This window comes from Robertmurraya sp. DFI.2.37 (genome assembly GCF_029211245.1).
Lineage (GTDB): Bacteria > Bacillota > Bacilli > Bacillales > Cytobacillaceae > Robertmurraya > Robertmurraya methanolica_A.
The window spans coordinates 1-26024 of sequence record NZ_JARGEJ010000036.1 but is presented as its reverse complement, the minus strand read 5'-3'; the positions used below and the strand labels follow the sequence as shown (position 1 = coordinate 26024).

Here is a 26024-nt window from a genome sequence, read left to right as displayed (position 1 = left end):
ATCCGTCCATTTCTTTGCAACTTTATATACTTTGCGCTGTGAAAAAATAACCCATCCCATTTTTTTGCATACGATGATATTGTACTCTACTGGCAAAAAATGATCTTTATCGCTCTTAAGCGGAAAGGAAGAACCACATGTTTCCATGGAATTTTACTCCGTTTAATAAAGATACAATAAAAAAACTACAGCAAATGCGACCAGAAGAAATTGAAAAATATGTAAATGAAATGCTTGGAAAAATGATGCCAGCAGAAATGCAAGAGACGGATTTTACAAAAGGGAGTAATCCGTTTAATATCTCTGCACAACCAACTACGCAGAAGTTCAATCAACTGGAAGCAAATGTATTTGAGACACATGACGATGTGTATGTCATCATCCAAGTCAAAAATAAAAATGACGTTAGTAATATGCGAATATTCCACACTTCCAATCAACTTATCATTGAGCATTTTCCCGAAGCTGAGGATAAACATACAATCACGCTTCCAGCGATTGTGAAGAGAAAAGGTGCGAGGGCCTCTTACAAAGAAGGGACCCTCGAAATTAAACTGCCAAAATCAATCCATTTACAATACACAGAGATTGATATTCGCGAATATGAATGATAGCTGGGAATGTTCAGTTGCTGACCTAAAAACCGCTAACTATTTTGTATGACTCGATCATTCCCCTTCATGACCATCTTCACCATGATCAGATGAATGCTCATCCTCTGAATGGTTCATATGAGTGGAGGAAGGAGACTCTTCTGGTTCGCTTGCTTCACCGACAACAAATTCTTTTTTCGGCATATTATGCATATCTCTAGCTGTAACATGTGATATAACATAATAGGTTCCCTCTTCTGAAAAAGTTTTTTCGTGACGGTAAATCCCCTTTTCTGCATGTTCTATTTCGACCTTTTCATGCTCTTCGTCATGGGCTCGCCATATCTCAAATGTAACTTCATTAGCATCTGTAACATCCTCATCTCCATAGGTTACTTTTGCTTCAATCGTTACTGCTTCTCCTGGCTCAGCTTTTTCAGGAGTTACGGTGAGCTCAACATCTAATATCGGAAGCTCGTTTTCCTCACTTTTCTCTTCAGAACATGCAGTGAGCATTAGTGCCAACATAAAAATAGCCATGAAACCAATAAATTTTTTTTGCATTATGTATTTCTCCCCTATTCGAAAATTTTCCAACATACTTACTTGAGCGTTCATACCCATTATATCGTTCAAAAAAAAGGAATCTGTGAACGAATAGTGAACTTTTTCAATAAATCAGCAAAATAAATAAAATAGCAACTTATACCTACTTTCCTTCTTGTTCTTCCATCACCTTAATGTGCAGTGCAATAAGTTGTGTTTTTAAGTGTTCAGAGAGAGAAGAACGATTGATTCTTTTTATCGCAAAATAAAATTTTTCGTGAAGCCCTTTACGAATTCGAGGATGCGAATTTTCATCGTTAAGCTCCCTACGAATAGCTTCCAATAAGGTATTCTCACTATCTTTTTCAACTTGTAAAACACGATTGTTCCAAAGGGAACGATATTGTTTTAATAGTTCATCATAATTGAAAACCACTTTCCATCCGCCTTTTTAACAATTTATTACGAAGCAAGAAAGGTTATCGAATGTCTGCATCGATTCTGGGCAAAATAAAATGAAGACATTGCTAAACAGAATTGACATATCGATTTTTGCTCTCCATGAAGTTTACTCATGTCCAAAGTATCATATTTACCAATATCAAGGATAACTCGAACAATAGATATTTAACCATAACATAGCCCAATGAAAGGAGAATGTAAATGAATTCACCTTATTGTTGTCCAAATTGCAAAACAAACCGAAGCCGTTTTAATGTTATTAGACAGGAACCACAGTATGTAAAAATGGACCCACGTACTGGTGACGTAATAGAAGAGTATGGAAGCGAACAGTTAAGCCCCTTCCATATAGCCTATAACGGACCAGACATTCGTGTCCAATGTGCGGCATGCGGCTTAATTGAAGACGAGCTCACCTTTGTTAAATTTGGTGAAAAAAATAACGCTTGAAAAAAACTCAAGCGTTATTTTTTCCTTCATTCTACCATCTCATCTTCAAAAAAATCTTCTACAAAACGCTGCGCATCAATTTTCCAACCTTCTGATGGCAAAAATCTAAATAAATGAATCTCTCCGTGACTATTTTTCCTTCCAACACCTGCTCTATACCAGTCAAGCTCAATTGGCACTGAAAGTTGTGATTGAGAAACCAAGTCTTCATCTGGGAGCTGTGGCATATTTGCAATCATGATCGTTTCTACTGTTGATAAGGATTTTCCCCATGTTAAATTCTGAATCGTCACCATATCAATGATTTCTTCGTCATCTTCTTTCATACCTGCAATAAATGCACTAATTACTTCATAGGGACTTGCCGTTTGCAAATGCTCGTATATTTTCCCCGCCGCTTTAAAAATCATTAATTTGTGAGATATATCCATACTATTTCTTCGGTGCGTCGTACTTCCGTAAAAATGGATGCAAAAATGACCGGGAAAATTATTTTGCAGCGCACCTGCTCCATGCGGCATACCATGCATAGAAGCAGCAATTTGATGACCTTTATATAAAACGAGAATGGCCCTTTGTCTCCAACTCCATTGTCCTTGATAAATCTCTTTCAAGATTTTCGTATCATTTTTCGTTAATGGCTGTACATCTGCATGCCTGCTACCTGCGCGCCTTTGAACATTAAATTCCATTCCCGTTAAGACATCTCGTACTGTGAACTTCGAATACTTTGGAAGTAGCAGATTTACCTGATCCCATGGAATGAATTCAATATCATTCGACATATGTTTGTCAGCCGATACATGATGCTGTCCCGCCAATAGCAAAAGCAACAAAATCAGTACCTTAAAGGTTTTCATAAGCACTCACTCATTATCAAAATTTACATATGGTGAGTTTTCCCCTAATGCACTAAGAGCATGCATCATGAATGACTATCATCAGCTTTCTCCTGCAGCATTTCTTCGATAATTAACATAATTTTACACCTTATTCCTTCGATGTCGAAGTTTGTAAAATACCCGATTTTCTGAAAAAAATCCTTTTTGCAGCGCCAAATTGGAATATAAGCATTTGGATAAAATTCTTCATCTTTTTCAATGCCAACCTCTATAAATGATTGATAACAATCATGATATATCTCCGAAGATTGTGCCACCTTCCCTTTAATTGTCCTAGTAAATTCAATTAACAATTGAAGATCGAAATCCTGAAATTTCCCTTGATATTTCTTTTCAAGGGAAGCACAAACTTTTTCACACTCTCTTTCAAATTCGACAATTTTTTCTTTAAACTGATCATCGAAATTTACTACTTGTTGCAAATCATCACCTACTATTACTTGCTCTTCTCTAAAAAGTCATTTTAGCCTATTTCGTACACGCTTACAAATATTTTACAAAAATGTTTTACCCTAAGTAAAAGAACCCTCCATATTTGGAGGGCTCTGATTATAGTTGCTCTTTTAATAATTCAACTGCCTTCTGGATTTGCGTATCATTTTCGTTAATAAGCTCTCGCAATTTTTCCATAAGCCTTAAAGAAGTTTCACCTGTTAAAACTCCTGTTTCTTCCAATTGTTGTTCCTTTTGGAATTCGATTACAGCATCTTTAGTCTTATCATCGAAGAAGCCATCTTCACGGCCTGGATCATATCCAAGTGCTTTTAACATCGACTGCGCTGATTTCACTTGAGCAGATGAACTAGAAAGCTTCAATTCATCATTTGGATTTAGAATCGTTAATGTAGAGTATTCTGGCAATGCCACTTCATAGTCAGGACTGATCCCTTTTTCATGAATCCAGTTACCCTTTGGCGTTAACCACTTCTCTGTTGTAAATTTAATATTTGAACCATCGGCAAAGTCTTGTGCTCTTTGCACGGTTCCTTTCCCAAAAGATTTTTCTCCAACTAGCGGCACTTCCGCTGATTCACTAACTGCGGCTGCAAGAATTTCGGAAGCACTCGCACTTCCTTTATCAATAACGACAACAAGTGGTACAGAAGCGTTATTTTTATTATTTGACTTTACTTGTTCAATATTGCCATTCCTATCCTCAACTTGGAATAAAATATCACCTTCCGGAACAAAGAGGTTAGAAATTGCGATTGCTTGATCCAATAAGCCACCAGGGTTTTGTCGCAAATCTAAGACCAATCCCTTCATCCCCTGATTTTGCAATTCATTTAAAGTTTCAATCAATTCCTTTGACGTATTTTCAGAGAATGATGTAATTTGAATTTTTGCAATTTCATCATCGATCATTTCACCATATACTGTCTCAATCGGGATCGTATCACGGACAATTGTGATCATTAAATGATCTTCAATGCCAGGTCGCTCTATTTCGAGCTCAACCTTTGAGCCCTTTTCTCCCCTAATTAACATAACGGCCTCAGTAGAACTCATTCCTTGGAGGCTTTCTCCATCTACTGAAAGAACTTTATCCTCTGGACGAATACCAGCTTTTTCTGCTGGGGATCCCTTCAAAGGTGAGACAATGACAATATTGCCATCCCTTTCTTGTATTTCAGCACCGATTCCTTCAAATGATGAAGAAATGCTTTGATGAAAGTTCGCTGCCTCCTCTTCATTCATATAATCAGAGTATGGATCATCCAATGATTCAATCATTCCATTAATCGCGCCATTTACTAATGTATTTTCATCCACTTCTTTATAGTAGCTTTTCTTTATTGTATCGAAGGCTGTATACAGCTTTTCAAATTCTTTTCTCTCACTTATCACCGGTACTGCCTTTTCATCGCCAAAGGCAAGTGCAAATGTTGTGATCCCTGCTGATAAAAACACAACGAAGAACAAGAGCATGACGAAATGAAACTTTTTCATCTGAATGAATCCCGAATGGTTTTCATTCGACTCTTTATTCAATTCTTCATTTTCCAATATTGTCACCACTTTCATTTCCATAGAATCCATGCGTCAAAGGCACTGCACCAATCCAAAAAATCCTTTGCTATTTAGCATAACATTTAAATCAATCATTTTACAAAGAAAAAAGTGGGTAAAATCAAAACGAGCATTGTTTTCATTTTCCCCCTTTTCAGTATCCAATTATTATATAAAGAAAATATGAACAAATTGTGACTTAATTTAAATTTTCTCGACAAGATTAAAATACTCTTCTAGCGTTAAATCCTTTTCGAACATGGTAGTGGCTACTTCAATTCCGACATAGCGAAAATGCCAAGGCTCATATTGATAACCGGTAATTTCTTCTTTTCCTTTTGGGTATCGCAGTATAAAACCAAATTTATGTGCATTTTCAGCTAACCACTTACCTTCCTTTGTTTCCTCAAATTTCTCAATTAACTCAAGATTAATACTTCTACTTGATATATCCATCGCTAATCCAGTCTGATGCTCACTAAACCCTGGTACTGCTACAACAGTTGCTGCTGCTTGTTCACCAACCTGATTCGCCTTAGCAGCAAATACATCCACTTGGCGCTCATAAGAGCGATAGCCTGAGACAGCAAATATTTCGATTCCTGCTTGTTCAGCAGCATTAAACAATAATTCAAGATGGTCCGCTGCTTCTTTTCTCATATAACTTTTTTCAATATCAATATCTCCGAAAGAAAAAGGGACCTTTGGCCGTACTAAATCCTCTGGCGCATAATGATCCGGAAGAGCAAATTCTTTATTAACCAGTGCCAATATATTTAATGGATTTTGAATAACTAATTTCCCGTCAACCTCTTTAATCTCATTAAAAAATTGGGACTCAAGCGTTAGGCTTTCAGTTGCCGCCTCTTCTTCCATTTCCTCTTCCTTCTCTCCCGTGTTTTCTGCCACTTCTTCGTTTTCCTCGACTCGATGTCCCCCATCGCTTTGGTTCATAAACGGAATTTTATTAACGAGAGCATCAAATTGACTGCAGCCACTTATAATTAGAATGCTACATAACATGTATAGTGTTAAAATATTTTTTTTCATAGTAACCACCAATGCTTCAATGACTTAATTCTTTAAACTAAAGACAAATTTATTTTACATGATTGCTCGCTGAATAAAAAGGCAGCTTCACACACATACACAGTGAAGCTGCATCTGAACTTCTAGTATCCGTTACTTAATGGCAGCCTCAAGAGAAACCTCGATCATTTCATTAAAGGTTGTTTGTCTCTCCTGAGCAGTTGTCTCCTCTCCCGTTATTAAATGATCACTAACGGTTAAAACAGAGAGCGCATTTCGGCCAAATTTAGCTGCCAATGTATAAAGTGCAGCTGTTTCCATTTCAATAGCAAGAATTTGATACTGAGCCCATTTTTCATGTTCCGCATTATCATTATAGAACATATCGGCCGTAAAGACATTGCCCACCTTAAGATTTAGTCCCTTTTCAACGCCGACATCATACGCTTTTTTTAAAAGCTCGAAATTCGCAGTCGGAGCATAATCAATTCCACGAAATGTTATGCGATTCATTTGTGAATCAGTTGAAGCTGTCATGGCCAAGATGACATCTCTCACTTTTACATCCTTTTGAATCGCTCCACACGTGCCAACTCTAATTAAATTTTGGACATTATAGCTTTGCATCAGCTCATTAACATAAATGGAAATAGAAGGAACCCCCATACCTGTTCCTTGTACAGATACGCGCTTACCTTTATATGTTCCAGTATATCCAAACATATTACGCACTTCATTATAACAAACAGGATTTTCTAAAAATGTTTCTGCTATGTATTTTGCTCTTAACGGATCACCTGGTAATAAGACAGTCTCTGCAATTTCATTTTCTTTTGCACCAATATGTACACTCATGAAAAATCCTCCTTCACCTTTATGAAAAATAAGTATAACATGTACACTAGCTTTCTTGTCCTATTATAGCGTTAATTTTATTGTTTGTAGAGTCATGATTTTTCATTACGAATGATTCAATTTGATTGGGGAAAAATAAGGCGAACCTTATAAAGGAGGAATGCTACTTGGCTAAAGAAAAAATGAGTAAGAAGCTTAGGCAAGCCGTGCAGCATGCAAATGAAACGAATCCGTCTTCGAGATCAAATACCGAACCTCATACATCCTTAACGATAAAAAAACAGCATAAAAAATAAGCCGAAGGAGGCTATCATGGGTAAAAAACATAGAAGCCGCATTAATCAACCGAAAAAGAACAATCATATTCCTGCTGAGCAGATCGTTGCTGAACAAGAAGCACATGAGAAAGAGTATCGAGCAAAAGACCGCAAAAATACTTAATAAATAATCGAGACTTCCTTTTCGCATTGTGAGCACTTCCCTATTATTTTTCACCTTGAATGTAAAATGAGAAAGGACTGTTAAAAACAGTCCTTTCTCATTTATTGCATATTTTTTCGTCAGATCATTCATCACTCATATGTCTTCTACTTCTTCATCAATAATGCATTTCGCTAACAAATATTCAAAAGTAATATCTGCAAGCTCTTCCACTTCTCCATCCGAAGGAGCGTATCCTCTCCTTAATAATTCTCGGAAGAAAAACTCTGCAATCTCATCAGTATCAATAAATACTTCAATTTCTTTCACAGAATCGCCCCCTTTGTACAAAATGTATGATAACAAATTCCTTTTCATTCTCATTAACTAGAAATTTCACCTTTCTTCGTGTTTGTACAACCTTCCTTTTTAATTTTTGGTCATATTTCAGTATTGGACAAGCATAGAATGATTTAAAAAGGAGGCTTTTTAAAAGATGAATATTTCAGAAGCATTTAAGACGTGGAGAAAAGATTTAAACGAGGAAGACAGCATGACATTGCACTTCTTTGCAAAAATTACCTCATGGCAATTTAAATTCACTATATTGTTAGGTATACCACTTCTCCTTTATTTACTCCTCTTTCTTTAATTATTGCCATGGCTTTTGATGAAGCGAGCGGGAATTGGCTACAATTAGTTCGAGTTTTCTCACTATCATTCTCATGATTTGCTTATATTCCTCGTCTTGAAAGAACTGATAGAGTAGCGCATAATCATTATAGATATCCAGCAATGTATCGATCAGCTGACTTTGCTCTTTTCGCTCCTCTAGAAACTGTTTTTCTCGCTTTCGATATCTTGATGTTGTACTTTGAAACTCTAAAGGTTTCTTTTTATTGGAGAAAAATAAAAGACCTAACTTTTGAATGAACATCTCTGCGTTTTCCGCATCCGCCACTAAAGTCAATTCTTCATCACCTGCCTCAAGCCATTCTCCATCTTTTATTCTTGCCAGCTCATAAATTACATCTTCCCATGCATCTTCTTTATATCTCCAAATTTCCGTTCTAAAGCCAACGATTTTAAACAAATCAGTACCATAACCTTTCACTTGAACAAGATCGCCAATGAAATAGCGATACTCGATATCAATGCGCTCTTTTTCCGTAACATGGCCTTCATATTCTGATAAGTTTTGAAGACTAGATTCCATAAACAAGCCTTCACTCCCATTTATTCCATAGACATGCATGCCATCAAGCCATTTAACATCTGTCACCTTTCCAACCGTACCATAAATCGTGATCACGACTGTATCACCGATCTTAAATTTTGGTTTTTTCCTTTCTTTCATAGCCTCCATCTCCCACATGATGAGTCGTGAATTAGTTACGGTATTATATGCTCAATAAAAGGAATCCGTACTTTAGGTAAATATCATTAAACTAAGAATTTTAAAAAAAAGCAGGATAATTACTTATTTTAAAGAATATATATATATAAATGTATACATATGTGTACATAATATAAAGGAGGTTTTCAGTTTTGGAACAAGATTTTCGCAAAAAAACGTTTCGAGGAGCTAAAGTTGAGGATATTATTTTAGAATTAGAGAAATTAAGTAGTTTATGCGATGAAAAATCTCGAAATAGCGAGGAATTAACTAGACAACGATTTTATGAAGGAATGGCTATAGCCTATACGACGATCGCAGTAAAAATGAAAAATGATTTTGATTATATTGAACCTAAATTAATTGACGAGCTTTATGACGCTTTAGAAAAAAACTCAATGCCCAATAGCAGTAGTGATTTGTCCCATATAGACAATTGTTCATTCTGCGGAAGAAGCAAACTAGAGGTAGGAGAGTTAGCCTTAGGCCCTGGAGTATCTATCTGTAAAGAATGCTTAGAATTTGGTTCAGAAGTCATAAGTTCTACTAAAGAGGGATGAAAATAGGGAACCAGCTTTAAACTGGTTCCCCTTCTTCAGCAATATTATCTTTTTTCCGTAGAAAGATAGATCTCCCATGCCTTATCAAATACGACCATGCTTGTTAAATAATGTCCGTTTAACTCTAAATAATTACTTAATTCATCGTAATCCTCACTGCTTTTAGGAAAACTATGATCTTCATATGCAGCATTGGCAAAAAGGCTGATGTCATTTTGCGGCTTTGGATGACGATATTTCATCAAAAAATGATAGAACGATTTCAACATCAATTTGCTATCTCCTTTTGCTTCGATTTTGTCTATTACTATAACTTATTTGTGAGGAAATCGTCCATAAAAAAAGAAGCAGTTTAAAATTGATCAATAAAACACTTAAACGTAAGGTAATAGCTTCTCCGCATCCCTTCTATATACTTTACAAAATCATATCTTTCATTCTATTCTGATTTAATATAACAAAGTTAAATTTGTTTATTAAAATCACATAATTATTTTGCATAAAGGCAAAAATTATAGAAACTAAAATATTGGAGACTGCCTTTTATGTTATTACTTTCTCTCTTGTTAATGACAAGCGGATTACTAATTATTAATGCTGTTTACGCTTACCATACGAAGCACATTGACTCACATTTTTTATCTACTTTACTATACTATATAAAAATAACTCCCCTCTTCCTTTCCGCAAGCATGATGATAGGTTACGGTGTTAAATTTCTAACAAAAACCGTCCATAATTTAAGCTTTTCCCTAATCGTTTCAAAAGGACTGGAAGTTTTGGTCAGCGTAGCCATTGGTTACATATTTTTAAAAGAGGTTCCCAGTTGGCGTACTGCAATCGGTTTAAGCATCATCTTATTTGGTTTTTGGGTTTTAAAAGGAAAATAAATACTGAACATCCCCCCTTATTTATCAAACGAATGGCTCATTCATCTGTTTTTGTTCAAACTTTTGGTTAAAGTGATACAATGCTCCGATGAAAAAATTTAAAACTGAACAACCGACTGTTTTTCAACCTGTCAATCAGGATAATTCGTTGTATCCATTTTTGGCGCTTGCTTTTGCGGGCATTCGCCATACAACATAGACACTCCTGCAAGGTTAAAGCTCTTCACGTTACTTCCTCAGGAATCAGGAGCTTTCTGCTCCAAAATAGACTACGTAATGGCACTTCTGTTTAACTATCTTTCTTAAAGAAGGCGAAAGGATGGAATTAGTTTTGAAAATTACAACATTATGGTTTCAATTTTTTTAAACGGTAACCTATACAAAAATGGCACCCCTTTTAGAGTGCCAGGACAAATCAAGAAAAGATATTACGAAGTGAAATCAAAGTAATTCTTTTTTAATAATCTTGGTTTTTCCATTAAAGCTTTAAAAGTGATAATATTCTCTAAATTCTTCGTATTAATTAAATAGAGTTGATCCTCTATTTCCTTCACTATTGTTTCATCTTGATAGACCATTCCACAAGCTTTACAAACGATAGTCGGTGTTTCACTAATTTCAATTGCTTTTGATCCATCGGGTAATTCCCAATAAACTGATTGCTCATCTGTACGTACTTCATTGCTTTCACACCAAGCACAGTTTCCCACGATGTTTATGCCTCCTTCGTTTCTACATCCACTTTCTGATACTTATCCTGCTGCGCACGGTACTTTTTCTCCTTTAATAAATCGCGTTTTTCCCTCTGATTCTTTAGCGAAGCATGCGTAGGATCACTTTCATACTGTTCACGGCGGTGCAGTCTTTCAATTCCCTCTGGTATAAGGTTAAATTGCTGATCATTCATTAAGGCAGAGACTCCAATATTTGATCTTTTTTCCTCCATTTCTGGATAAATTTCTTTAAAATAGCCTTCAGCCGTGTCTGGAGTATAGGACTCTGGTTCAGGATAAGTTGTTATCACTCCTTCAAAGTTTCGAAGTACAACCTTATTTGCACTTTGTGAAATTAAATAATTGGGCTGAAGCGCAATCTTTCCACCACCACCAGGAGCATCAACGACAAAGGTTGGAACTGCATACCCGGATGTGTGTCCTCTTAAGCCTTCAATAATTTCTAACCCCTTTGAAATTGGAGCCCTGAAGTGACCAATTCCTTCTGATAAATCACATTGATAAATATAATACGGACGAACGCGAATCTTTACTAGATCGTGCATTAACTTTTTCATAATTGGAACACTGTCATTGATTCCTGCTAAAATCACAGACTGATTTCCAACTGGTACACCAGCATTGGCGAGCATTTCGCATGCACGCTTAGAATCCTCCGTTATTTCAATAGATGTATTGAAATGAGTGTTCAACCAAATCGGGTGATACTTTTTTAAAATATTGCATAAGTTTTCCGTAATTCGCTGAGGAAAAACAACTGGAGCACGGGTTCCAATCCGGATAATCTCCACATGATCAATCTCGCGCAAATTCTTCAAAATATACTCTAAAATCGTATCGTTAATAAGGAGACCATCCCCCCCAGAAATAAGGACATCTCTCACCTCAGTATTATTGCGAATATAATTAATGGCATTGTCAAGCTGCTTCTTTGGGACGCCCATCCCAATTTGCCCGGAGAATCTTCGTCTCGTACAGTAGCGGCAATACATCGAACATTGGTTCGTAACAAGAAAAAGAACGCGATCTGGATATCTATGTGTTAATCCTGGTACAGGAGAATCTTCGTCTTCATGGAGCGGATCCTCTAAATCATATTTCGTCTTATAGATTTCTTTTGAAACTGGTACTGATTGCATGCGAATGGGACAGCGAGGATCATCGGGATTCATCAATGATGCATAATAAGGGGTGATATTTAAGGGAATCGTTTTTGTAGAGATCTTTACTCCCTCTTCTTCTTCCGGTGTTAAATGAATCACCTTTTTTAAATCATCTAGCGTTCGAATTGTATTCGTCAATTGCCACAACCAATCATTCCATTGCTCTTCGGAGACATCCTTCCAGAGCTCTATATCCTGCCAATGCCTTTTCGGCTTATACAATCCATGCTTCACACTTTTTCCCCCTTAAATCAGATTTATTATAATTTATGCAATATTCATGCCAAAGTAATAAAATTAGGGGAAGAAAGGCTCTAGAATGTCTAAATATGCTACCTGCTTATGCTCATACTATGAAAAGTCTCTCAAGCGATGCGGCAGAAACGTTTATTACTATTGTTTGGTAAAAGGAAAACATTTTTCGTTTGTAACCTTGACTTCACACGTCAAATTATACTGAAGAGTTAAGAAAATAAGCCAAATTCAACAGCAGCGCATAAAAAAGCACTAGCCATTGCCAAAGGTTACTTTCTTTATAAGCGAGGTTGAATCAAAGGGACTAGGTGCTGGTTATTCGGCATCTAATTCATATTTTTGAATTTTATACTGCAATGTTTGCCTAGGGAGTCTAAGCATAGATGCTGCTTGCTGAATATTCCCCCCCGTTCTTTGCAGCGCTTCCAATATCATTTCCTGTTCAAACGCTGCAACCCTTTCGCGAAATGACAACGATTCCCCACTTATTCGCTTTGCACCTTTCTTTAAAAATTCCTTTAACATAACCGGCAGATCGTCCCGCTCTAATTGCTCGCCGGTGCAAATATTCATCATATACTCTAGGGCGTGCTTCAATTCCCTTACGTTTCCAGGCCAGGAATAGCTCAGGAGCACCTCTTTCACATCATCCGAAATACGTTGAACCTTTTTGTTTAAGCTTTGATTGAAGTTTTTTATATAAATCTCTGATAAGTATAAAATGTCTTCTTTGCGATTTCGCAATGACGTTAGTTCAAATGTAAAAACGTTCAATCGATAGAATAAATCTGAACGGAGAAGTTTCTGTTCGAGAGCTGCTTTCGGATGAACGTTCATTGCGGCCATCACCCTTACATCAACGACGATATCTTTTGCGCCACCTAGCCGTCTAAAACGGCCGTCTTCAAGAACTCTTAACAGCTTTGCCTGAAGTTCAATCGGCATCGCGTGAATTTCATCAAGAAAAAGGGTTCCCCCATCTGCTAATTCAAATAATCCAGGGCGCTCCACTGCACCAGTATAACTTCCTTTCGCCGTACCAAAGAGGATGCTTTCCAAAAGATTTTCAGGAATAGCTGCGCAATTTTGCGCGATAAAAGGAGCACTGGCACGAGGTGATGCATGATGTATACCTTGAACAAAAAGTTCTTTTCCTGTTCCACTTTCACCAAAGACTAATATAGGTGAATGGGAACGAGCAAGCTTCTCGGCCTCTTTTTTCATTTCAATGAATTGGGGATTTTTTGTCAATAAATCTTGCAGTGTATACGAAGCCGTACTCTTCCTCTTCAAACTATTTTTTTTGGCGAGCAATTGCCTCTGTAAATCTACAAGTTGCTCAGATAATCTTTTCATCGTACTGTGATCCTTTGCTATTTCCATCGCTCCAACAAAATGCTTTTTCACAAAGATCGGAAGCGTCGTATTCATCGTTTCAATCTTTTTGCCATAAACATTCGTATAGCTTTGCGCCTGATTATAAATGGCTTTCTTTGACGTTAAAACCTTTAACAACGTACTTGTATTTTCATTAAGAGATGGAAACACCTGCAGCAGAGGCTTGCCGATCACATCACTAATATTTAATCCATCGTGTCTTGCCGCTACTTCATTGTAATAAATTGTTTTTCCGTTTGTATCGACGACATGAATCCCTTCATCAATCCTGGACAAAATCGCCTTTAGTACCTCATTTGAAATTGCAATTTCTTGCGGCAAACGTCACCACCTACCCATCCACTCATTGTAAAAATGACATGCTGAAAAATCGGCAGTAAAAGACGATTTTCCGGCATGTCGTCATAATAACTAAAACTTTGGTACGCTACTGTGATAAATCCTTTACCCACATATTCATATTCTCTATTTTATCAAAAATATAACAATTATTAGTTAACCTCCCTCGATAACGATAGCTAAGCTGATGTAGAGCTGCATTCATGCCAAATGATTGTGCCCTCGCTATCGAATAAGCACAAAATATCCCTCGAGCCACAAGTTTTTCCTCAAGCTTCGTTAAAAGGATTTTCATAAAGCCGTATTGGCGATGTTCTGGCAAAGTCGCACAGTCAGTCAGCTCTGCATTTTTATAAAAATCATTAATTTCTGCAGACGCTGCACTGACCACTTGATTCCCCTTCATAAAAGCTACATAAATTGTCCCCTCATCAAGTGTTTTTAAAATGTAAGCTGGGTCGTGTAGCGGGGTTGGGTAAAGTTTAAATACCTGCTGATAAAGTGTCGCAAGCAATTCGACTTCTTCCTTTTGAATAAAAATCAACTTGTACTCTTCAGGTGGAGAATTCAACAAAAAATTCCTTTCTAATAATTGCACATCTTTAACGATCTCATCTTCTGATACAAAGGAATCACTATTTCTTCTATTATTATTAAAATACTTACAGCAGAAATAACAATCTGAACCAAGGAAAAAACGGTCGATCATTGCCTCATATTGATAACCTTTTTCTAATAATTGGACAAACTGCTCTTTTCTCCCCTTTACAATCAGTTTTTCTGCTCCAGAGTTGACGGCTAGTTCCTCCGCCTTCGCAATTGCCTCGCTGAAATTGCCCTTTATATCGTCAATGCGAATTCTTTTATTATACGGATCATCAAATACATCCATTACATAGTTAGCGCCTGTAACAACCGTACTTGCCATCTATTTTCTCCCCCTTTGCAGTAAACAAATCACAATTTAAAGCTAATTAGCTTTAACTCTGTCATCTCCTCTAGCGCATATTTAATCCCTTCTCTGCCCATTCCACTTAATTTCACCCCTCCATAAGGCATATGATCAACTCGGAAGGTTGGAAAATCATTGATCATCACACCGCCAACATGTAATTCCCTTGCTGCTTGAAATGCTCTTCCAACATCTTTTGTAAAAACACCCGCCTGTAAGCCATATTTTGAATGATTAACAAGACCAATCGCTTCGTCTAATGATGCTACTTGATTAATATGAACAACTGGTGCAAAAGCTTCTTCACATGAAATTTTTTCCTCTCTAGATACATCCAATAAAACGGTCGGCTGTAAGAGCCCATTTGCCCCACTTCTGCCACCCAAAGCAAGCTTCGCACCATTATTAATAGCACTTTCAATCCAAGCCAACACCCGGTTCCTTTCACTTTTTGAAATCATCACAGAGATGTCCGTTCGCTCATCAAGAGGATCTCCAACCCTTAGTTCCTTTACCTTTTCAAGAAATTGTTCAACAAAAGCGGTAAAAATAGATTCATGGACATATACTCTTTGTACTGATATGCAAACTTGCCCTTGGAATGAAAAGGCGCCTGCGACAATTCTTGGAACCATTTCTTCAAGCTCGATATTTTCATCAACAATGACAGCAGAATTTGAGCCTAACTCCAATGTCACTCGTTTTAAGCCAGCTTTTTCACGAATCTGCTTTCCAACCTCCGGACTTCCCGTAAACGTCACCATTTTGACACGGTCATCTTCGAGAAGCACATCACCGACAGTCCCTCCCCTTCCAGTAACCACATTTAAGGCACCTTTCGGTAAACCGGCTTCGTGAAAAAATTGTGCGATTTTATATGCAGATAAAGGAGTTTGTGTGGCAGGCTTTAATACAACTGTATTTCCAGCTGCGATCGCAGGTCCAACCTTATGCGCAACAAGATTCATCGGAAAGTTAAAAGGCGTAATCGCCGCAATCACACCTAGTGGTTCTTTAACCGTGTAGGCCATTCTCCCCTCTCCTCCCGGAGCAGCATCCATCGGGATTGTTTCTCCATAAATTCTTCTTGCTTCTTGTGCTGCAAATTTATAAGTCATAATCGTTCTATCCACTTCACCTCTAGCAGCCTTTATCGGCTTAGCAGCTTCTTTGGCAATGATCTGCGCACATTCCTCTTTATTTTCTTTAATTAGTTCAACTACTCTTTCAAGAATTTCTGCCCGTTCATGTGCTGACATGGAACGAAACTGTTCTCCGGCGAATGAGGCTGAATCAATTGCCTTGATGACATGTTGACGCTCCGCTACTGCGACTTCCGCAATAAGCGTCTCATCATACGGATTTAATAACTTTGAATACTCCGTTGTCTCCACAAATTCTCCGTTAATCCATAAAGGTTGCTTCACTCTTCCCATCCTCCCTATTTCTTTTGTTGCAGATTGAGATATAAAATCGTTATTTAAATTGTAACGAAATTAACTGTTTCTGAAAAGTAAGAGCATTCAGAAAAAAACAAGAATAGTAGCGATTCGTTCGTTCTATTAGGTATAACCATTTTAACACTCTCTATTATGAGGTTTATTCAAGATAAAACAGCTAACTGATTTGCATGCGTGAAGAAATGAGTCGAACAGGAAAAACAATTTTAATTTTGAGTGGTGAAGTCCTCACACTCTATAAGAGTGTACGGATTGAAATCCATTTGGTAGCTATCTCTTTTCCTCGCATCACCTTATTCCTTCTTAATTTAGCTTTAAATAAAACTCTAAATTGACTCTCATAACATAAAAACCTCTTATAATGAGTTTCTTCCCCCTGTAAATATCATCGAGGTTATTCTCCAGAGAAAGAAAATAATCAAGTGAAAACAATATTTTTGATTGACTTTCAATGAAGAGTATAATAATCTATATATGAAAAGATACTCATATATAAATATAAATTTTATGATAAAGGAGTTCAAAAGATGACTGAAGAGCATAAAAATGAAAAAACATGCAATGACGGAGAACAGCATTTAGATGAAGAGACATTATTTGTCGTTTCGCAAACATTTAAAGCGTTAAGCGATCCAACAAGAATTCGCATATTGAACTTATTATGTACAGGAGAGCATTCCGTCAATGAAATTGCCGAAACGCTAAATTTAAGCCAATCAAGTATTTCACATCAATTGCGTTTCTTGAAAAATTTAAGATTAGTCAAATTCAGAAGAGCAGGACAAACTCTGTTTTATTCAGAAGACGACGTTCATGTTATGAATTTACTGAAGCAAGCCATTGAACATGCTTCACACCATTAATCTAGGAGGAACTTAAATGGGACATAACCATGGACATGATCATACACATGGTGCAAATAAAAAAACATTATTGATCAGTTTTATTATCATTACAGGCTATATGATTGTTGAAGCAATTGGAGGCTTCGTGACTAATAGCCTTGCGTTATTATCTGATGCAGGACATATGTTAAGTGACTCCATTTCATTGGGGATTGCATTATTAGCATTTACACTTGGTGAAAAAGCCGCTAATTATAGTAAAACATATGGATATAAACGATTTGAAATATTAGCGGCTGTTCTTAACGGCGTGACACTTGTATTAATTGCCATATATATTTTTTATGAAGCCATTCAGCGTTTTCAAAATCCACCTGAAGTTGCTTCAACCAGAATGTTAATCATTGCATCAATTGGCTTACTAGTTAATATACTTGTTGCCTGGATCATGATGCGTAGCGGAGATGTAGAAGAGAACTTGAACATGCGTGGAGCATACTTGCATGTAATTAGCGATATGCTTGGTTCCATTGGTGCCATTATCGCTGCACTACTCATCATATTTTTCGGCTGGGGTTGGGCAGATCCACTTGCAAGTGTCATTGTCGCCGCACTCGTGTTACGCAGCGGCTACAATGTTACGAAATCTGGACTTCACGTCTTGATGGAAGGAACACCGCAAAATGTAAATGTGGAAGAAGTAGTACAAACAATCAAAAATACAAAAGGCATTCAAGGTGTTCATGATTTGCATATTTGGTCGATTACAAGTGGCTTAAATTCACTTTCCTGCCATGCAGTTGTCGATGATCAAATGTCCATTGCTGAGAGTGAACAAATGCTTCGTCATATCGAACATAAACTTGAACATAAAAATATTCACCACATGACCATTCAGTTAGAAACATCGGCCCATCTCCATGACGATTCGATTTTATGTAAGGCGAAAGCCGAGTCATCTGGAAATCACCATCATCACCATCACTGATGGAAATGAATTTGAATCCTCTCAATCATTATCAATGATTGAGAGGATTCTTTGTTTTAATGCAAAACAACAAGTATGACCCATCTTTCACAGACAATCAGCCCTTCATGATAGTTAGAAGGGTCATTCGTCAAGTCGCCACAAGCGAATTGAAAACAATACAATAATAATAAGAGTACTTATACATTTAGCTAAAGTGAGAAGGTTAATTAATACAAAAATTCAACGATAAATTAAATCGTTGAATTTGCTTACTTGAACTATTCTTTAGCCATCAAGATATTAAATCCATTCTCTATGTTTGGAAAATGTTAAACTCTTGCTATAATAAGAAAAAAGTTATAATTCTATTTTCTTAGTCACCATATAAGAATAGAAAGTACACAAGTCACCCGCAATTTCAAAAAATACTTGGTGCGAATGTGAAGTTCACATAATTTCCCTAGGAGATTCGCACTTAGGTTCAGGAACAGAGCCTCTATTTTTTGGCACTTTTTAGAAATATAATTGACTTAACAAAAAAGTTCACTTTTTGAAACTTAAAAAAGTGTAATTTTACTTTTTAAGTTTCAAAATTGCTGTCACACTCTACATGAGTGTGTGGATTGAAAAAAAAATGGTTTGATCTTTATAAAAAAGGTAAACAGTCACACTCTACATGAGTGTGTGGATTGAAAATCGCATATTTTTTATGGTTACTTAAGACTTGGCTTGAGGTAGTGACTAAATAATTCAAATTATGATTTTTTATTTTGAAGAGAAAATTGCACACCAAAAAAATAGAGAAAGGCGACTTAGAGCAATGCTCAAGGTCGCCTTTCACTGTGAATTTTGAGATATCCAAAATTATACAGTTACTGATTCTTTTGTTGAAGAGTTTTTACTCTTTTCAACAATATCACGTGCAATCCATACACCACAAGCGCTTGCCTGAGCAAGTCCTCTTGTGACACCTGCACCATCACCGCCAACATAAAGACCGCTAATTTCTGTTTCAAAGCGATCATTTAGCTTTGGACGCGCTGAATAAAATTTCGCTTCTACTCCGTAAAATAAAGTGTGTTCAGAAGCAAGCCCTGGAGAAACAGCGTTTAATGCTTCTGTCATTTCTACTAAGCTCTTTAACGTGTTGTAAGGTAAAACTAAGCCTAAGTCACCAGGAACGGCCTCTTTCAACGTCGGTTCGATAAAACCTTCTTTAATTCGTTTTTCTGTTGATCTTCTTCCCTTTAAAATATCACCATACTTTTGTACAATGATACCGCCATTTGATAATGCATTAGCCAGTTTGGAAATGGCAATGGCATATTCATTCGGTTTATCAAATGGCTCTGAGAAGGTGTGGGAAACAAGCAAGGCAAAGTTCGTATTTGGACTCCCTAGCTTCGGATCTTTATATGCATGTCCGTTCGCTAACATCGTGCCCGAATGATTTTCCACAACGACATGTCCCGAAGGATTGCTGCAAAATGTTCGCACTCTAGTGCCAACAGAAGTATTAAACGTAAATTTCCCTTCATATAAATGCTCATTAATTTCTTCCATCACGATATTCGAAGTCTCAACACGCACCCCTACATCAACTTGATTGCTGATCATCTTTAGTCGCCTTGATTTTAATAGTTTGGCTAACCAAACACTTCCATCTCTTCCCGGTGCAATAACAACTTTTTCTGCAAATATCGATTCACCCGATTTCAATTGCACACCAGTTATTTTATGACCTTCTGAAGTTCGTTCAGTCATTAAATCTTCCACTTCTGTTTTAAAAGCCATATCAATTTTTTCTGTTAAATAACCATAAATATCCTGTAATATTTGCAAATTTTGTTCCGTGCCTAAATGCCTCACTTGAGCGCGAAGTAATTTTAATCCGGCTGCATAAGCTCTTCTCTCAATATCTTTTACTGCGGGCGTCAACGGATCCGTAATACTTTTCGTTGCCCCATGTTTCAGGTTAATCTCATCCACATATTTAATCAGTTCAATCACTTGTGAATCTGACAAATAGTCAGTCATCCAGCCACCAAACTCACTTGTAATATTAAATTTCCCATCAGAATAAGCACCAGCTCCACCAAACCCATTTGTTATTGAACACGCTGGCAAGCATCCAGCGAATTCCTTTTTTCCAGCTGCTGGTGGGCATTTCTCAATTTTCTTTTGCAGAATAGGGCAATTTCTTTTAAAAATATCATGGCCTTTATCTATCAAAATAATTTTTGCTTCTGGCATCTTTAATGTTAGTTCGTAACATGTAAAAATTCCGGCAGGTCCTGCTCCAACAACGATTACATCATAGTTCGTTTTCATCGTTCATCCCCCTGTCGCCGTTCCCTTTTTTCGTGTTTTTCAAACCCTTTAATAATATAACAAAGAAATATAGGAGGGTCAACAACAAAATACGAACTTTTATATAAAATAAACACAAAAACGTTCGTTAATTGATAAACTTCGCTATTTTTCTACTTTGCTTCTTTATCTTAGTTAAAGAAGGAACACAGCCAAGTTCAAGAACAAAATTTGCAGCATTGCTCAAACAAAAAAGGATTATAAAAAAGGAATTACCACAAAAAGGTAATTCCATCTCTCCAATCCAATCTTATTTACAATAGCTAGCACCAATAATAATCAATAGGATGAAGAGAACGACTATTAGCGCAAACCCTCCACGATAACCGCCAACAGCTACTCCTCCTACAGCTGGTGCTGGATAAGCATATCCAGTATAACAAGGGTCATATCCACAACTATCATATCCATACCCATACCCGTAATTCATTCTATCTCCACTCCTTCGTTTTTTTAGTCCATCGATTCTACACATTAAGCAAAAATAAACAGTAAGCTTTCGCCTGTGTACTGCCATTTTTTACTGTAGAATCAATTTAGGTTGTTATCACTGCTAATGTATGTAGTAGGTACTTGACCCGTATGTGTATTTGCCCAAATTGTACAATGTATTGAAAAAGAAATTAAAAAGCAACTCTTAGAAAAAGAAGATCAATCCTTTTTTAAGGGTTGCTTCTATTCAATTTTCATTAAATAATTTTAAATATTCCCCATATCCTTCTTCTTCGAGCTTTTCTTTAGGAATAAACCGAGTTGCTGCAGAATTGATGCAATATCTTAATCCAGTTGGTCCAGGACCGTCATCAAAAACATGGCCAAGATGAGAATCGGCCGTTTTACTTCGAACTTCTGTCCGGATCATAAAATGGCTCCGATCTTCTTTTTCAATAATTTCATCTTCCTCAATCGGCTTTGTAAAACTTGGCCAACCACAGCCTGCATCAAATTTATCCTTTGAACTAAACAAAGGCTTTCCCGATATAATATCTACGTATATGCCATCAGAAAACTCATTCCAATATTCATTTCGAAATGGCGGTTCTGTTCCATTATTTTGCGTAACTTCAAATTGCATGGTAGTTAATTTTTCCCGCAAATCTTTATTTTTCAACTTCCTCACCCCAATGTCTTTTTATAAAATCGACTCTTCCTGAGCCATTGCTGTATGCATGATATCTTGCCGGATTTTTACGATAAAAATGTTGATGATATTCCTCTGCTTCATAAAACGGTTTTGCCGGCAAAATTTTTGTGACAATTGGTTTTTGAAAGCGCCCGCTTTCTTGCAGTCGCCTCTTGGACTCCTCTGCTATTTTCCTTTGTTCTTCGTTATGATAAAATATGGCTGTTTGATATGACTCGCCTCGGTCATAGAACTGGCCGCCGGGATCAGTCGGATCAATTTGTTGCCAATAAATCTCTAACAATTTTTCATAGGGAAACTGCTTGTGATCAAACGTAATCTGAACGGCCTCATAGTGACCTGTCGTCTCACTGCAAACCTCTTCATAGCTTGGATTCTCCTTATGCCCACCCGTGTACCCAGAAACAACTTTTATAATCCCTGGTTGTTCGTCGAAAGGCTTAACCATACACCAAAAACAGCCACCAGCGAAAGTGCCTATGTCAAATTCTTGACTTTCCATCAATTATCACCCTTTCAACTTTGTTTATATATTTATCTTAGTTTTAGATTAAGGAATCACATTAGGAAATGCAAATGACAAGATTTCACTATTAAAGAGGTCAGCTTGAAGAAAACGTCTTTGTTCTTCAAAAGGTGAACAAAAAAACAACATTGCTCCCCAAAGCATTTGCTTTGCGATGAGTTGGTTCAAAAGCTCATTCCTAATGTCAGCTAGCATAAGCAACTAGTTTAACTTTAACCGGGATACATATTTCAGTACACGGCATTACTGACACTCTCTCACTTCCCATTCTTCATATCTCAAAAATTTTTCAATTGATATAAATCTAATGAAAAAAGAACCTATCCATTCTCTTTAAAAAGAAAAGACTATAGATAAACAGAGCGAATCACGTTTGTCTATAGCCTAAAAACAATATCCGGAAATCAGTCTGTTAATTTGTTGGAACCAACAGGGAGAATTGAATATCGTCATGGACTAAATCAAATTTATTCACTTTTACCTTTACATCACTTTTTAAATTCATTCTTTGTAAAGAAACGTAAATAAGTTCATCATTTGGCTGAATATTGACCCACTCAGGAAAATCGTACTGATCACGAATAAACTTTAATACATACGATACAGGCAACTGAATTTGACCAATTGAGATCGACTTTTGCTTCAAGATGATGTCTCCATTTTCAAGTGCTTCCGGTTCAAATGTTAGCTTCATCTCAATATCTTGAGTAAAAACCTTCATCGTCCCATATAATTCCACTTCATCTTTTAGAAGAACCTCATAGGCAATTGGACTTGTTAATCCTTCCTCCTCAATATAATGATTAATAATTTTGTTTAAATCAGCCTTCGTCGCTTGAATGTGAAACTGAACATCTTCTTCAGCTGGCCCGTCCGTTGGTGGTAATGCTTTGTCTTTAATCGGCATATTCACCATAATCACAACCAATAAAACAACGAAGATATTCAATCCTAGCAGGAAAAAAAATATCCATTTCCATTTGTTAGTCATCTTGTTCGTTCTCCTTCTTCACTGCCACAAGCTTTTGACCTACTGCTTCATTTTGTAATACATGAAAAACTTGATTTGCCATTAGCTCGTATCCTTTATCATTAGGATGAAAATAATCGGAATAGAGTAAGTCTTCTACACTATCTTTAAACAGATCGGCGATTTCCACGAAAAGCGTACGATCATATTTTCTTAATACGTTTTCACTAACATGATTCCATTTTTCAATAACCATATCCATTTCTTTCACGTCAGCGAGAAAAAGGAAGAAAGGATTGTACAAGCCTATTAAGCCTATTATCGCCTCTTCATTTTCCTGTTTTATCGTATCCATAACAGAAGTCAATGTTTTCTCATAGTGAATAAGTTCACGATCGAAATCTTTCATATCCAGCCCTGAAAAATTTTCGCGAACCACCTTCATAATATCGTTTCCACCAGTAGTGATTAATACTATGTCTGCTTCTTTCACCGCAGTTCTTATTTCTTTTGTCCTTAACCGATTCAATATTTGCGAAGTGCGATTTCCACTCACTCCAAAATTATGAAATATCGCTTCCTTTATTCCCTTTTGCTCCTCAAGCTGCTCTTGCAGATAAGGTACATAACCGCCCCTTTTTGTACTGTCACCTACACCTTGTGTCAATGAATCACCAACAGATACGATATGATATGTTCTCGGAATAAAATCATATGGAATGTTTTCTTTCGGTGTCAACGATGTCTCTTTAAATGAATTAGGGTTTTCTACTATCTGATGGTTACAGGCAACTAAAAGACTAAAGCTAATACAAAGAATAAAAGAGGTGAATAATCTCTTCATCTTTTCACCTTCCCTATAAAGCTTTTATCATTATATCAAGGATTAAGGGAAACGAAAAGAATCCTCCTCTGACAATATAAAAAAAGTAGACCTTACATTAGAAGGTCTACTTTCCATTTATTGCAATGCTTTTATATCGTTAATAATATCTGCAAATGGCACATCATTTGCTCCAGAATAATACTTCATGATCGTTCCCTCTTGGTCAACTAAATAGAAATAGGTTTGATGAATGACTTGATCCTCGTTCTCAGGTTTCTTCACAAATGTTTTAAAATTTTCACTTGCAAAAGTTTCAATAAACGTCTGGTCATAGCCAGTTAAAAAATGATAATTACTAAAATCCAAATCAAACTTCCCACCGTAATCCTTTAATACTTCAGGTGTATCGACTTCCGGATCGATCGAAAATGAAACAAATTCAATATTTTCGATCTTCTCTTCCTTCGCCATTCTCTGAAGTTTTGTCATATTGTGGGTCATTGGCGGACAAACAGTTGTACAGTTCGTGAAGATGAAGTCCGCTATCCATACCTTTCCTTTTAAATCTTTCTTTCCCAGCTGCTCACCATTGTGATCGGTAAAAGTAAACTCATCCAAAGGCCAATTTAACGGATCGTTAATTCCGCTATTATTACCACAAGCGGATAACAATAAAACAAGCATCATTCCAATTAAACTTATTCGATATTTCATTTTTTCACCTGCTATCCCATTCAACATTCAAGCTTCATTGTAGCAAAGCATTGGCAAATTTGAAAGAAAAATGAATGAATTCCTACATCATTCCACTTCTTCATCTAGTGGAACCGTGATCGTAAATGTCGTCCCTTGCCATTTTTCACTGACCACTTCAATTTTACCTTTCATTCTCTCAATAATTTGATAGCACACCATCAATCCCATCCCAGTGCCCTTTTCCTTCAAGGAATAAAAAGCCGTCCCTAATCGGGCAAGCTCCTCTTCAGTCATGCCGATGCCGTTATCCCTTATTTCAAAAACTCCGTTCCCCTCTTTTTTATATACTTTTAAGCGTAACGTCCCACCGTCCTTCATCGCCTCAATCCCATTTTTTAAAATATTGATTAATACTTGTATCAATTCACTTCTATTACCGATCACCGTTATTTCATCCTCGATAACCGTCTCCAACTCTATATTCTTCGACATCATTGCATATGAATTCATTAAATCCATCGCTTTATGGGCAAGGACGACTGCATCCACTTTTTCTGTATTCTCCATGTCCGGCTTCGCTAATGATAAATAATCATTGATAATGGTCTCCGCCCGATTCATTTCTTCAATCATTAATTTTACAAACATCTGCTCTTCTGCAGAAAGTTCTTTTTTTGACTTAAAAATTTGCAAAAATCCTTTCACAACTGTCATTGGATTGCGAATTTCATGAGCGACCGAAGCGGCGAGCTGACCGATCGCATTCATTTTTTCAGCACGCTGAAGCTCTTTTAAAATCTTTGTCTTTTGAATAATGTTCTCCATTTCACCGATAACGTCCTCAAATTTTGACGTTTGCCGCCCTTCCTGTGATTTTTTGCCTAAATGCTTAGACGTCGTCGTAACCCGATCAAATAACAGCGATAATTGCTCGGTCATATCGTTAAATCGTGCAGTCAATTGGCCTAAATCGGACTGATCCTTTATTGGAAGCTTGACTTGAAAATTGCCATTACTTACTTCATTGATACCATAAATAATTTCATTTACAGGCTCAAGAACTTTGTTTAAGCCTTTTTGAAAAATAAAATAAACAGCAATTGTAATGAAGAGAAAAATAATACATAATGAATAAATTACTCAACTTTCGCACCTTGAAAATCGACCTTGTTTTAGGTCTATTAAAGCTTTAAGAACAATCAACTTTGTTCCTTGACTATTGCCTTTAAACAAGAAAAGGCACCTGCTTCTTTGGTATAGTGG

The 26024-nt window shown here is 36.7% G+C and carries 32 protein-coding genes; 9 read left to right on the top strand and 23 right to left on the bottom strand.

The window, feature by feature from the left end:
• The first annotated feature begins 137 nt into the window (after positions 1-137).
• A complete protein-coding gene (locus tag PZE06_RS17250; protein ID WP_150917124.1) occupies positions 138-611 on the top strand; it encodes an Hsp20/alpha crystallin family protein in 474 nt (157 codons plus the stop codon).
• A 57-nt stretch (positions 612-668) separates the two neighbouring features.
• Here PZE06_RS17250 and PZE06_RS17245 read toward each other — a convergent pair whose 3' ends face one another.
• Positions 669-1157, bottom strand: coding sequence for a FixH family protein (locus tag PZE06_RS17245; protein ID WP_150917126.1), 489 nt, complete (start codon positions 1155-1157; stop codon positions 669-671).
• A 145-nt stretch (positions 1158-1302) separates the two neighbouring features.
• On the bottom strand, positions 1303-1575 hold the full coding sequence (locus PZE06_RS17240; RefSeq protein WP_150917128.1) for a hypothetical protein: 273 nt from the start codon (positions 1573-1575) through the stop codon (positions 1303-1305).
• Between the two features lie 227 nt (positions 1576-1802).
• On the opposite strand from PZE06_RS17240, the gene PZE06_RS17235 reads away from it, so the two are divergent.
• Positions 1803-2051, top strand: coding sequence for a DNA alkylation repair protein (locus PZE06_RS17235; RefSeq protein WP_150917130.1), 249 nt, complete (start codon positions 1803-1805; stop codon positions 2049-2051).
• Between the two features lie 26 nt (positions 2052-2077).
• Here PZE06_RS17235 and PZE06_RS17230 read toward each other — a convergent pair whose 3' ends face one another.
• The 5 genes from PZE06_RS17230 to deoD form a co-directional block, all read right to left on the bottom strand.
• Positions 2078-2911: a hypothetical protein gene (locus PZE06_RS17230; protein WP_150917132.1), complete on the bottom strand. Its 834-nt coding sequence runs from the start codon at positions 2909-2911 to the stop codon at positions 2078-2080.
• A 65-nt stretch (positions 2912-2976) separates the two neighbouring features.
• Positions 2977-3375 (bottom strand): hypothetical protein, encoded by a 399-nt coding sequence (locus PZE06_RS17225; protein ID WP_150917134.1) that lies wholly within the window; start codon positions 3373-3375, stop codon positions 2977-2979.
• 127 nt (positions 3376-3502) lie between these two features.
• The gene (locus PZE06_RS17220) at positions 3503-4978 is read right to left on the bottom strand and encodes a lmo1851 family serine protease (RefSeq protein WP_483314070.1); all 1476 of its coding nucleotides are present in this window, start codon (positions 4976-4978) and stop codon (positions 3503-3505) included.
• A gap of 189 nt (positions 4979-5167) precedes the next feature.
• Positions 5168-6013, bottom strand: coding sequence for a M15 family metallopeptidase (locus PZE06_RS17215; protein WP_150917136.1), 846 nt, complete (start codon positions 6011-6013; stop codon positions 5168-5170).
• A 132-nt stretch (positions 6014-6145) separates the two neighbouring features.
• The gene (gene deoD / locus PZE06_RS17210; protein ID WP_150917138.1) at positions 6146-6847 is read right to left on the bottom strand and encodes a purine-nucleoside phosphorylase; all 702 of its coding nucleotides are present in this window, start codon (positions 6845-6847) and stop codon (positions 6146-6148) included.
• Positions 6848-7014: 167 nt separating this feature from the next.
• Between deoD and PZE06_RS17205 the strand changes: the two genes are divergently transcribed.
• Positions 7015-7143, top strand: coding sequence for a hypothetical protein (locus PZE06_RS17205; RefSeq protein WP_263641567.1), 129 nt, complete (start codon positions 7015-7017; stop codon positions 7141-7143).
• A 16-nt stretch (positions 7144-7159) separates the two neighbouring features.
• Positions 7160-7288, top strand: coding sequence for a hypothetical protein (locus PZE06_RS17200; protein ID WP_095306406.1), 129 nt, complete (start codon positions 7160-7162; stop codon positions 7286-7288).
• A gap of 135 nt (positions 7289-7423) precedes the next feature.
• Here PZE06_RS17200 and PZE06_RS17195 read toward each other — a convergent pair whose 3' ends face one another.
• Positions 7424-7597 (bottom strand): YozD family protein, encoded by a 174-nt coding sequence (locus PZE06_RS17195; protein WP_150917140.1) that lies wholly within the window; start codon positions 7595-7597, stop codon positions 7424-7426.
• A 166-nt stretch (positions 7598-7763) separates the two neighbouring features.
• On the opposite strand from PZE06_RS17195, the gene PZE06_RS17190 reads away from it, so the two are divergent.
• Complete coding sequence (locus PZE06_RS17190) at positions 7764-7919, top strand: hypothetical protein (RefSeq protein WP_191963268.1); 156 nt, start codon at positions 7764-7766, stop codon at positions 7917-7919.
• On the opposite strand, the gene PZE06_RS17185 is transcribed toward PZE06_RS17190, so the two are convergent.
• Positions 7920-8624, bottom strand: a complete 705-nt coding sequence (locus PZE06_RS17185; protein WP_150917142.1) for a hypothetical protein — start codon at positions 8622-8624, stop codon at positions 7920-7922.
• Positions 8625-8815: 191 nt separating this feature from the next.
• Between PZE06_RS17185 and PZE06_RS17180 the strand changes: the two genes are divergently transcribed.
• Positions 8816-9223: a ClpX C4-type zinc finger protein gene (locus tag PZE06_RS17180; RefSeq protein WP_150917143.1), complete on the top strand. Its 408-nt coding sequence runs from the start codon at positions 8816-8818 to the stop codon at positions 9221-9223.
• Between the two features lie 44 nt (positions 9224-9267).
• On the opposite strand, the gene PZE06_RS17175 is transcribed toward PZE06_RS17180, so the two are convergent.
• Positions 9268-9489 carry a YozE family protein gene (locus tag PZE06_RS17175; protein WP_150917176.1) on the bottom strand — a complete coding sequence of 74 codons (222 nt, stop codon included), beginning with the start codon at positions 9487-9489 and terminating at the stop codon, positions 9268-9270.
• Positions 9490-9768: 279 nt separating this feature from the next.
• Here PZE06_RS17175 and PZE06_RS17170 point away from each other — a divergent pair, with 279 nt between their 5' ends.
• Positions 9769-10113 (top strand): hypothetical protein, encoded by a 345-nt coding sequence (locus PZE06_RS17170; protein ID WP_150917144.1) that lies wholly within the window; start codon positions 9769-9771, stop codon positions 10111-10113.
• A 428-nt stretch (positions 10114-10541) separates the two neighbouring features.
• Here the strand turns inward: PZE06_RS17170 and PZE06_RS17165 are convergent, their stop codons facing one another.
• From PZE06_RS17165 to PZE06_RS17145, 5 genes are all read right to left on the bottom strand, one after another.
• A complete protein-coding gene (locus tag PZE06_RS17165; RefSeq protein WP_150917146.1) occupies positions 10542-10826 on the bottom strand; it encodes a YokU family protein in 285 nt (94 codons plus the stop codon).
• Between the two features lie 2 nt (positions 10827-10828).
• Positions 10829-12244 (bottom strand): lysine 2,3-aminomutase, encoded by a 1416-nt coding sequence (gene kamA, locus PZE06_RS17160; protein ID WP_150917148.1) that lies wholly within the window; start codon positions 12242-12244, stop codon positions 10829-10831.
• A gap of 336 nt (positions 12245-12580) precedes the next feature.
• Positions 12581-13984, bottom strand: a complete 1404-nt coding sequence (locus PZE06_RS17155; RefSeq protein WP_150917150.1) for a sigma-54 interaction domain-containing protein — start codon at positions 13982-13984, stop codon at positions 12581-12583.
• 106 nt (positions 13985-14090) lie between these two features.
• Positions 14091-14930 (bottom strand): putative beta-lysine N-acetyltransferase, encoded by an 840-nt coding sequence (ablB, locus tag PZE06_RS17150; RefSeq protein WP_150917152.1) that lies wholly within the window; start codon positions 14928-14930, stop codon positions 14091-14093.
• A gap of 29 nt (positions 14931-14959) precedes the next feature.
• On the bottom strand, positions 14960-16390 hold the full coding sequence (locus PZE06_RS17145; RefSeq protein ID WP_150917154.1) for an aldehyde dehydrogenase family protein: 1431 nt from the start codon (positions 16388-16390) through the stop codon (positions 14960-14962).
• Between the two features lie 551 nt (positions 16391-16941).
• Here PZE06_RS17145 and PZE06_RS17140 point away from each other — a divergent pair.
• Positions 16942-17277, top strand: a complete 336-nt coding sequence (locus PZE06_RS17140; RefSeq protein ID WP_150917156.1) for an ArsR/SmtB family transcription factor — start codon at positions 16942-16944, stop codon at positions 17275-17277.
• 16 nt (positions 17278-17293) lie between these two features.
• Positions 17294-18247, top strand: a complete 954-nt coding sequence (locus PZE06_RS17135) for a cation diffusion facilitator family transporter (RefSeq protein ID WP_150917158.1) — start codon at positions 17294-17296, stop codon at positions 18245-18247.
• 846 nt (positions 18248-19093) lie between these two features.
• Here PZE06_RS17135 and PZE06_RS17130 read toward each other — a convergent pair.
• From PZE06_RS17130 to PZE06_RS29875, 8 genes are all read right to left on the bottom strand, one after another.
• Positions 19094-20560, bottom strand: coding sequence for an NAD(P)/FAD-dependent oxidoreductase (locus PZE06_RS17130; protein ID WP_150917160.1), 1467 nt, complete (start codon positions 20558-20560; stop codon positions 19094-19096).
• Between the two features lie 289 nt (positions 20561-20849).
• Positions 20850-21029 (bottom strand): YjcZ family sporulation protein, encoded by a 180-nt coding sequence (locus tag PZE06_RS17125; RefSeq protein ID WP_150917162.1) that lies wholly within the window; start codon positions 21027-21029, stop codon positions 20850-20852.
• 249 nt (positions 21030-21278) lie between these two features.
• A complete protein-coding gene (gene msrB, locus PZE06_RS17120; protein WP_225310720.1) occupies positions 21279-21710 on the bottom strand; it encodes a peptide-methionine (R)-S-oxide reductase MsrB in 432 nt (143 codons plus the stop codon).
• On the bottom strand, positions 21700-22245 hold the full coding sequence (gene msrA, locus PZE06_RS17115; protein WP_150917164.1) for a peptide-methionine (S)-S-oxide reductase MsrA: 546 nt from the start codon (positions 22243-22245) through the stop codon (positions 21700-21702). The genes msrB and msrA overlap by 11 nt, the downstream gene beginning before the upstream one ends.
• A gap of 436 nt (positions 22246-22681) precedes the next feature.
• Complete coding sequence (locus PZE06_RS17110) at positions 22682-23260, bottom strand: YpmS family protein (RefSeq protein ID WP_150917166.1); 579 nt, start codon at positions 23258-23260, stop codon at positions 22682-22684.
• A complete protein-coding gene (locus PZE06_RS17105) occupies positions 23253-24083 on the bottom strand; it encodes an SGNH/GDSL hydrolase family protein (protein WP_150917168.1) in 831 nt (276 codons plus the stop codon). Before PZE06_RS17105 ends, PZE06_RS17110 begins: the two co-directional genes overlap by 8 nt.
• Positions 24084-24200: 117 nt before the next feature.
• A complete protein-coding gene (locus PZE06_RS17100; RefSeq protein ID WP_150917170.1) occupies positions 24201-24779 on the bottom strand; it encodes an SCO family protein in 579 nt (192 codons plus the stop codon).
• A gap of 87 nt (positions 24780-24866) precedes the next feature.
• Entirely contained in the window at positions 24867-25847 is a 981-nt protein-coding gene (locus tag PZE06_RS29875) for an ATP-binding protein (protein WP_225310721.1), read from the bottom strand.
• Positions 25848-26024 lie beyond the last annotated feature (177 nt).

Coding starts and splice junctions, on each gene's coding strand:
- PZE06_RS17130 (WP_150917160.1), bottom strand. CDS start 20,560: ATGAAAACGAACTATGATGTAATCGTTGTTGGAGCAGGACCTGCCGGA.
- ablB (WP_150917152.1), bottom strand. CDS start 14,930: ATGGCAAGTACGGTTGTTACAGGCGCTAACTATGTAATGGATGTATTT.
- PZE06_RS17105 (WP_150917168.1), bottom strand. CDS start 24,083: ATGAAGAGATTATTCACCTCTTTTATTCTTTGTATTAGCTTTAGTCTT.
- PZE06_RS17235 (WP_150917130.1), top strand. CDS start 1,803: ATGAATTCACCTTATTGTTGTCCAAATTGCAAAACAAACCGAAGCCGT.
- PZE06_RS17215 (WP_150917136.1), bottom strand. CDS start 6,013: ATGAAAAAAAATATTTTAACACTATACATGTTATGTAGCATTCTAATT.
- PZE06_RS17140 (WP_150917156.1), top strand. CDS start 16,942: ATGACTGAAGAGCATAAAAATGAAAAAACATGCAATGACGGAGAACAG.
- deoD (WP_150917138.1), bottom strand. CDS start 6,847: ATGAGTGTACATATTGGTGCAAAAGAAAATGAAATTGCAGAGACTGTC.
- PZE06_RS17250 (WP_150917124.1), top strand. CDS start 138: ATGTTTCCATGGAATTTTACTCCGTTTAATAAAGATACAATAAAAAAA.
- PZE06_RS17170 (WP_150917144.1), top strand. CDS start 9,769: ATGTTATTACTTTCTCTCTTGTTAATGACAAGCGGATTACTAATTATT.
- PZE06_RS17100 (WP_150917170.1), bottom strand. CDS start 24,779: ATGAAATATCGAATAAGTTTAATTGGAATGATGCTTGTTTTATTGTTA.
- PZE06_RS17230 (WP_150917132.1), bottom strand. CDS start 2,911: ATGAAAACCTTTAAGGTACTGATTTTGTTGCTTTTGCTATTGGCGGGA.
- PZE06_RS17110 (WP_150917166.1), bottom strand. CDS start 23,260: ATGACTAACAAATGGAAATGGATATTTTTTTTCCTGCTAGGATTGAAT.
- msrA (WP_150917164.1), bottom strand. CDS start 22,245: ATGGAAAGTCAAGAATTTGACATAGGCACTTTCGCTGGTGGCTGTTTT.
- PZE06_RS17185 (WP_150917142.1), bottom strand. CDS start 8,624: ATGAAAGAAAGGAAAAAACCAAAATTTAAGATCGGTGATACAGTCGTG.
- PZE06_RS17125 (WP_150917162.1), bottom strand. CDS start 21,029: ATGAATTACGGGTATGGGTATGGATATGATAGTTGTGGATATGACCCT.
- PZE06_RS17200 (WP_095306406.1), top strand. CDS start 7,160: ATGGGTAAAAAACATAGAAGCCGCATTAATCAACCGAAAAAGAACAAT.
- PZE06_RS17220 (WP_483314070.1), bottom strand. CDS start 4,978: ATGAAAGTGGTGACAATATTGGAAAATGAAGAATTGAATAAAGAGTCG.
- PZE06_RS17145 (WP_150917154.1), bottom strand. CDS start 16,390: ATGGGAAGAGTGAAGCAACCTTTATGGATTAACGGAGAATTTGTGGAG.
- PZE06_RS17190 (WP_191963268.1), top strand. CDS start 7,764: ATGAATATTTCAGAAGCATTTAAGACGTGGAGAAAAGATTTAAACGAG.
- PZE06_RS17245 (WP_150917126.1), bottom strand. CDS start 1,157: ATGCAAAAAAAATTTATTGGTTTCATGGCTATTTTTATGTTGGCACTA.
- PZE06_RS17135 (WP_150917158.1), top strand. CDS start 17,294: ATGGGACATAACCATGGACATGATCATACACATGGTGCAAATAAAAAA.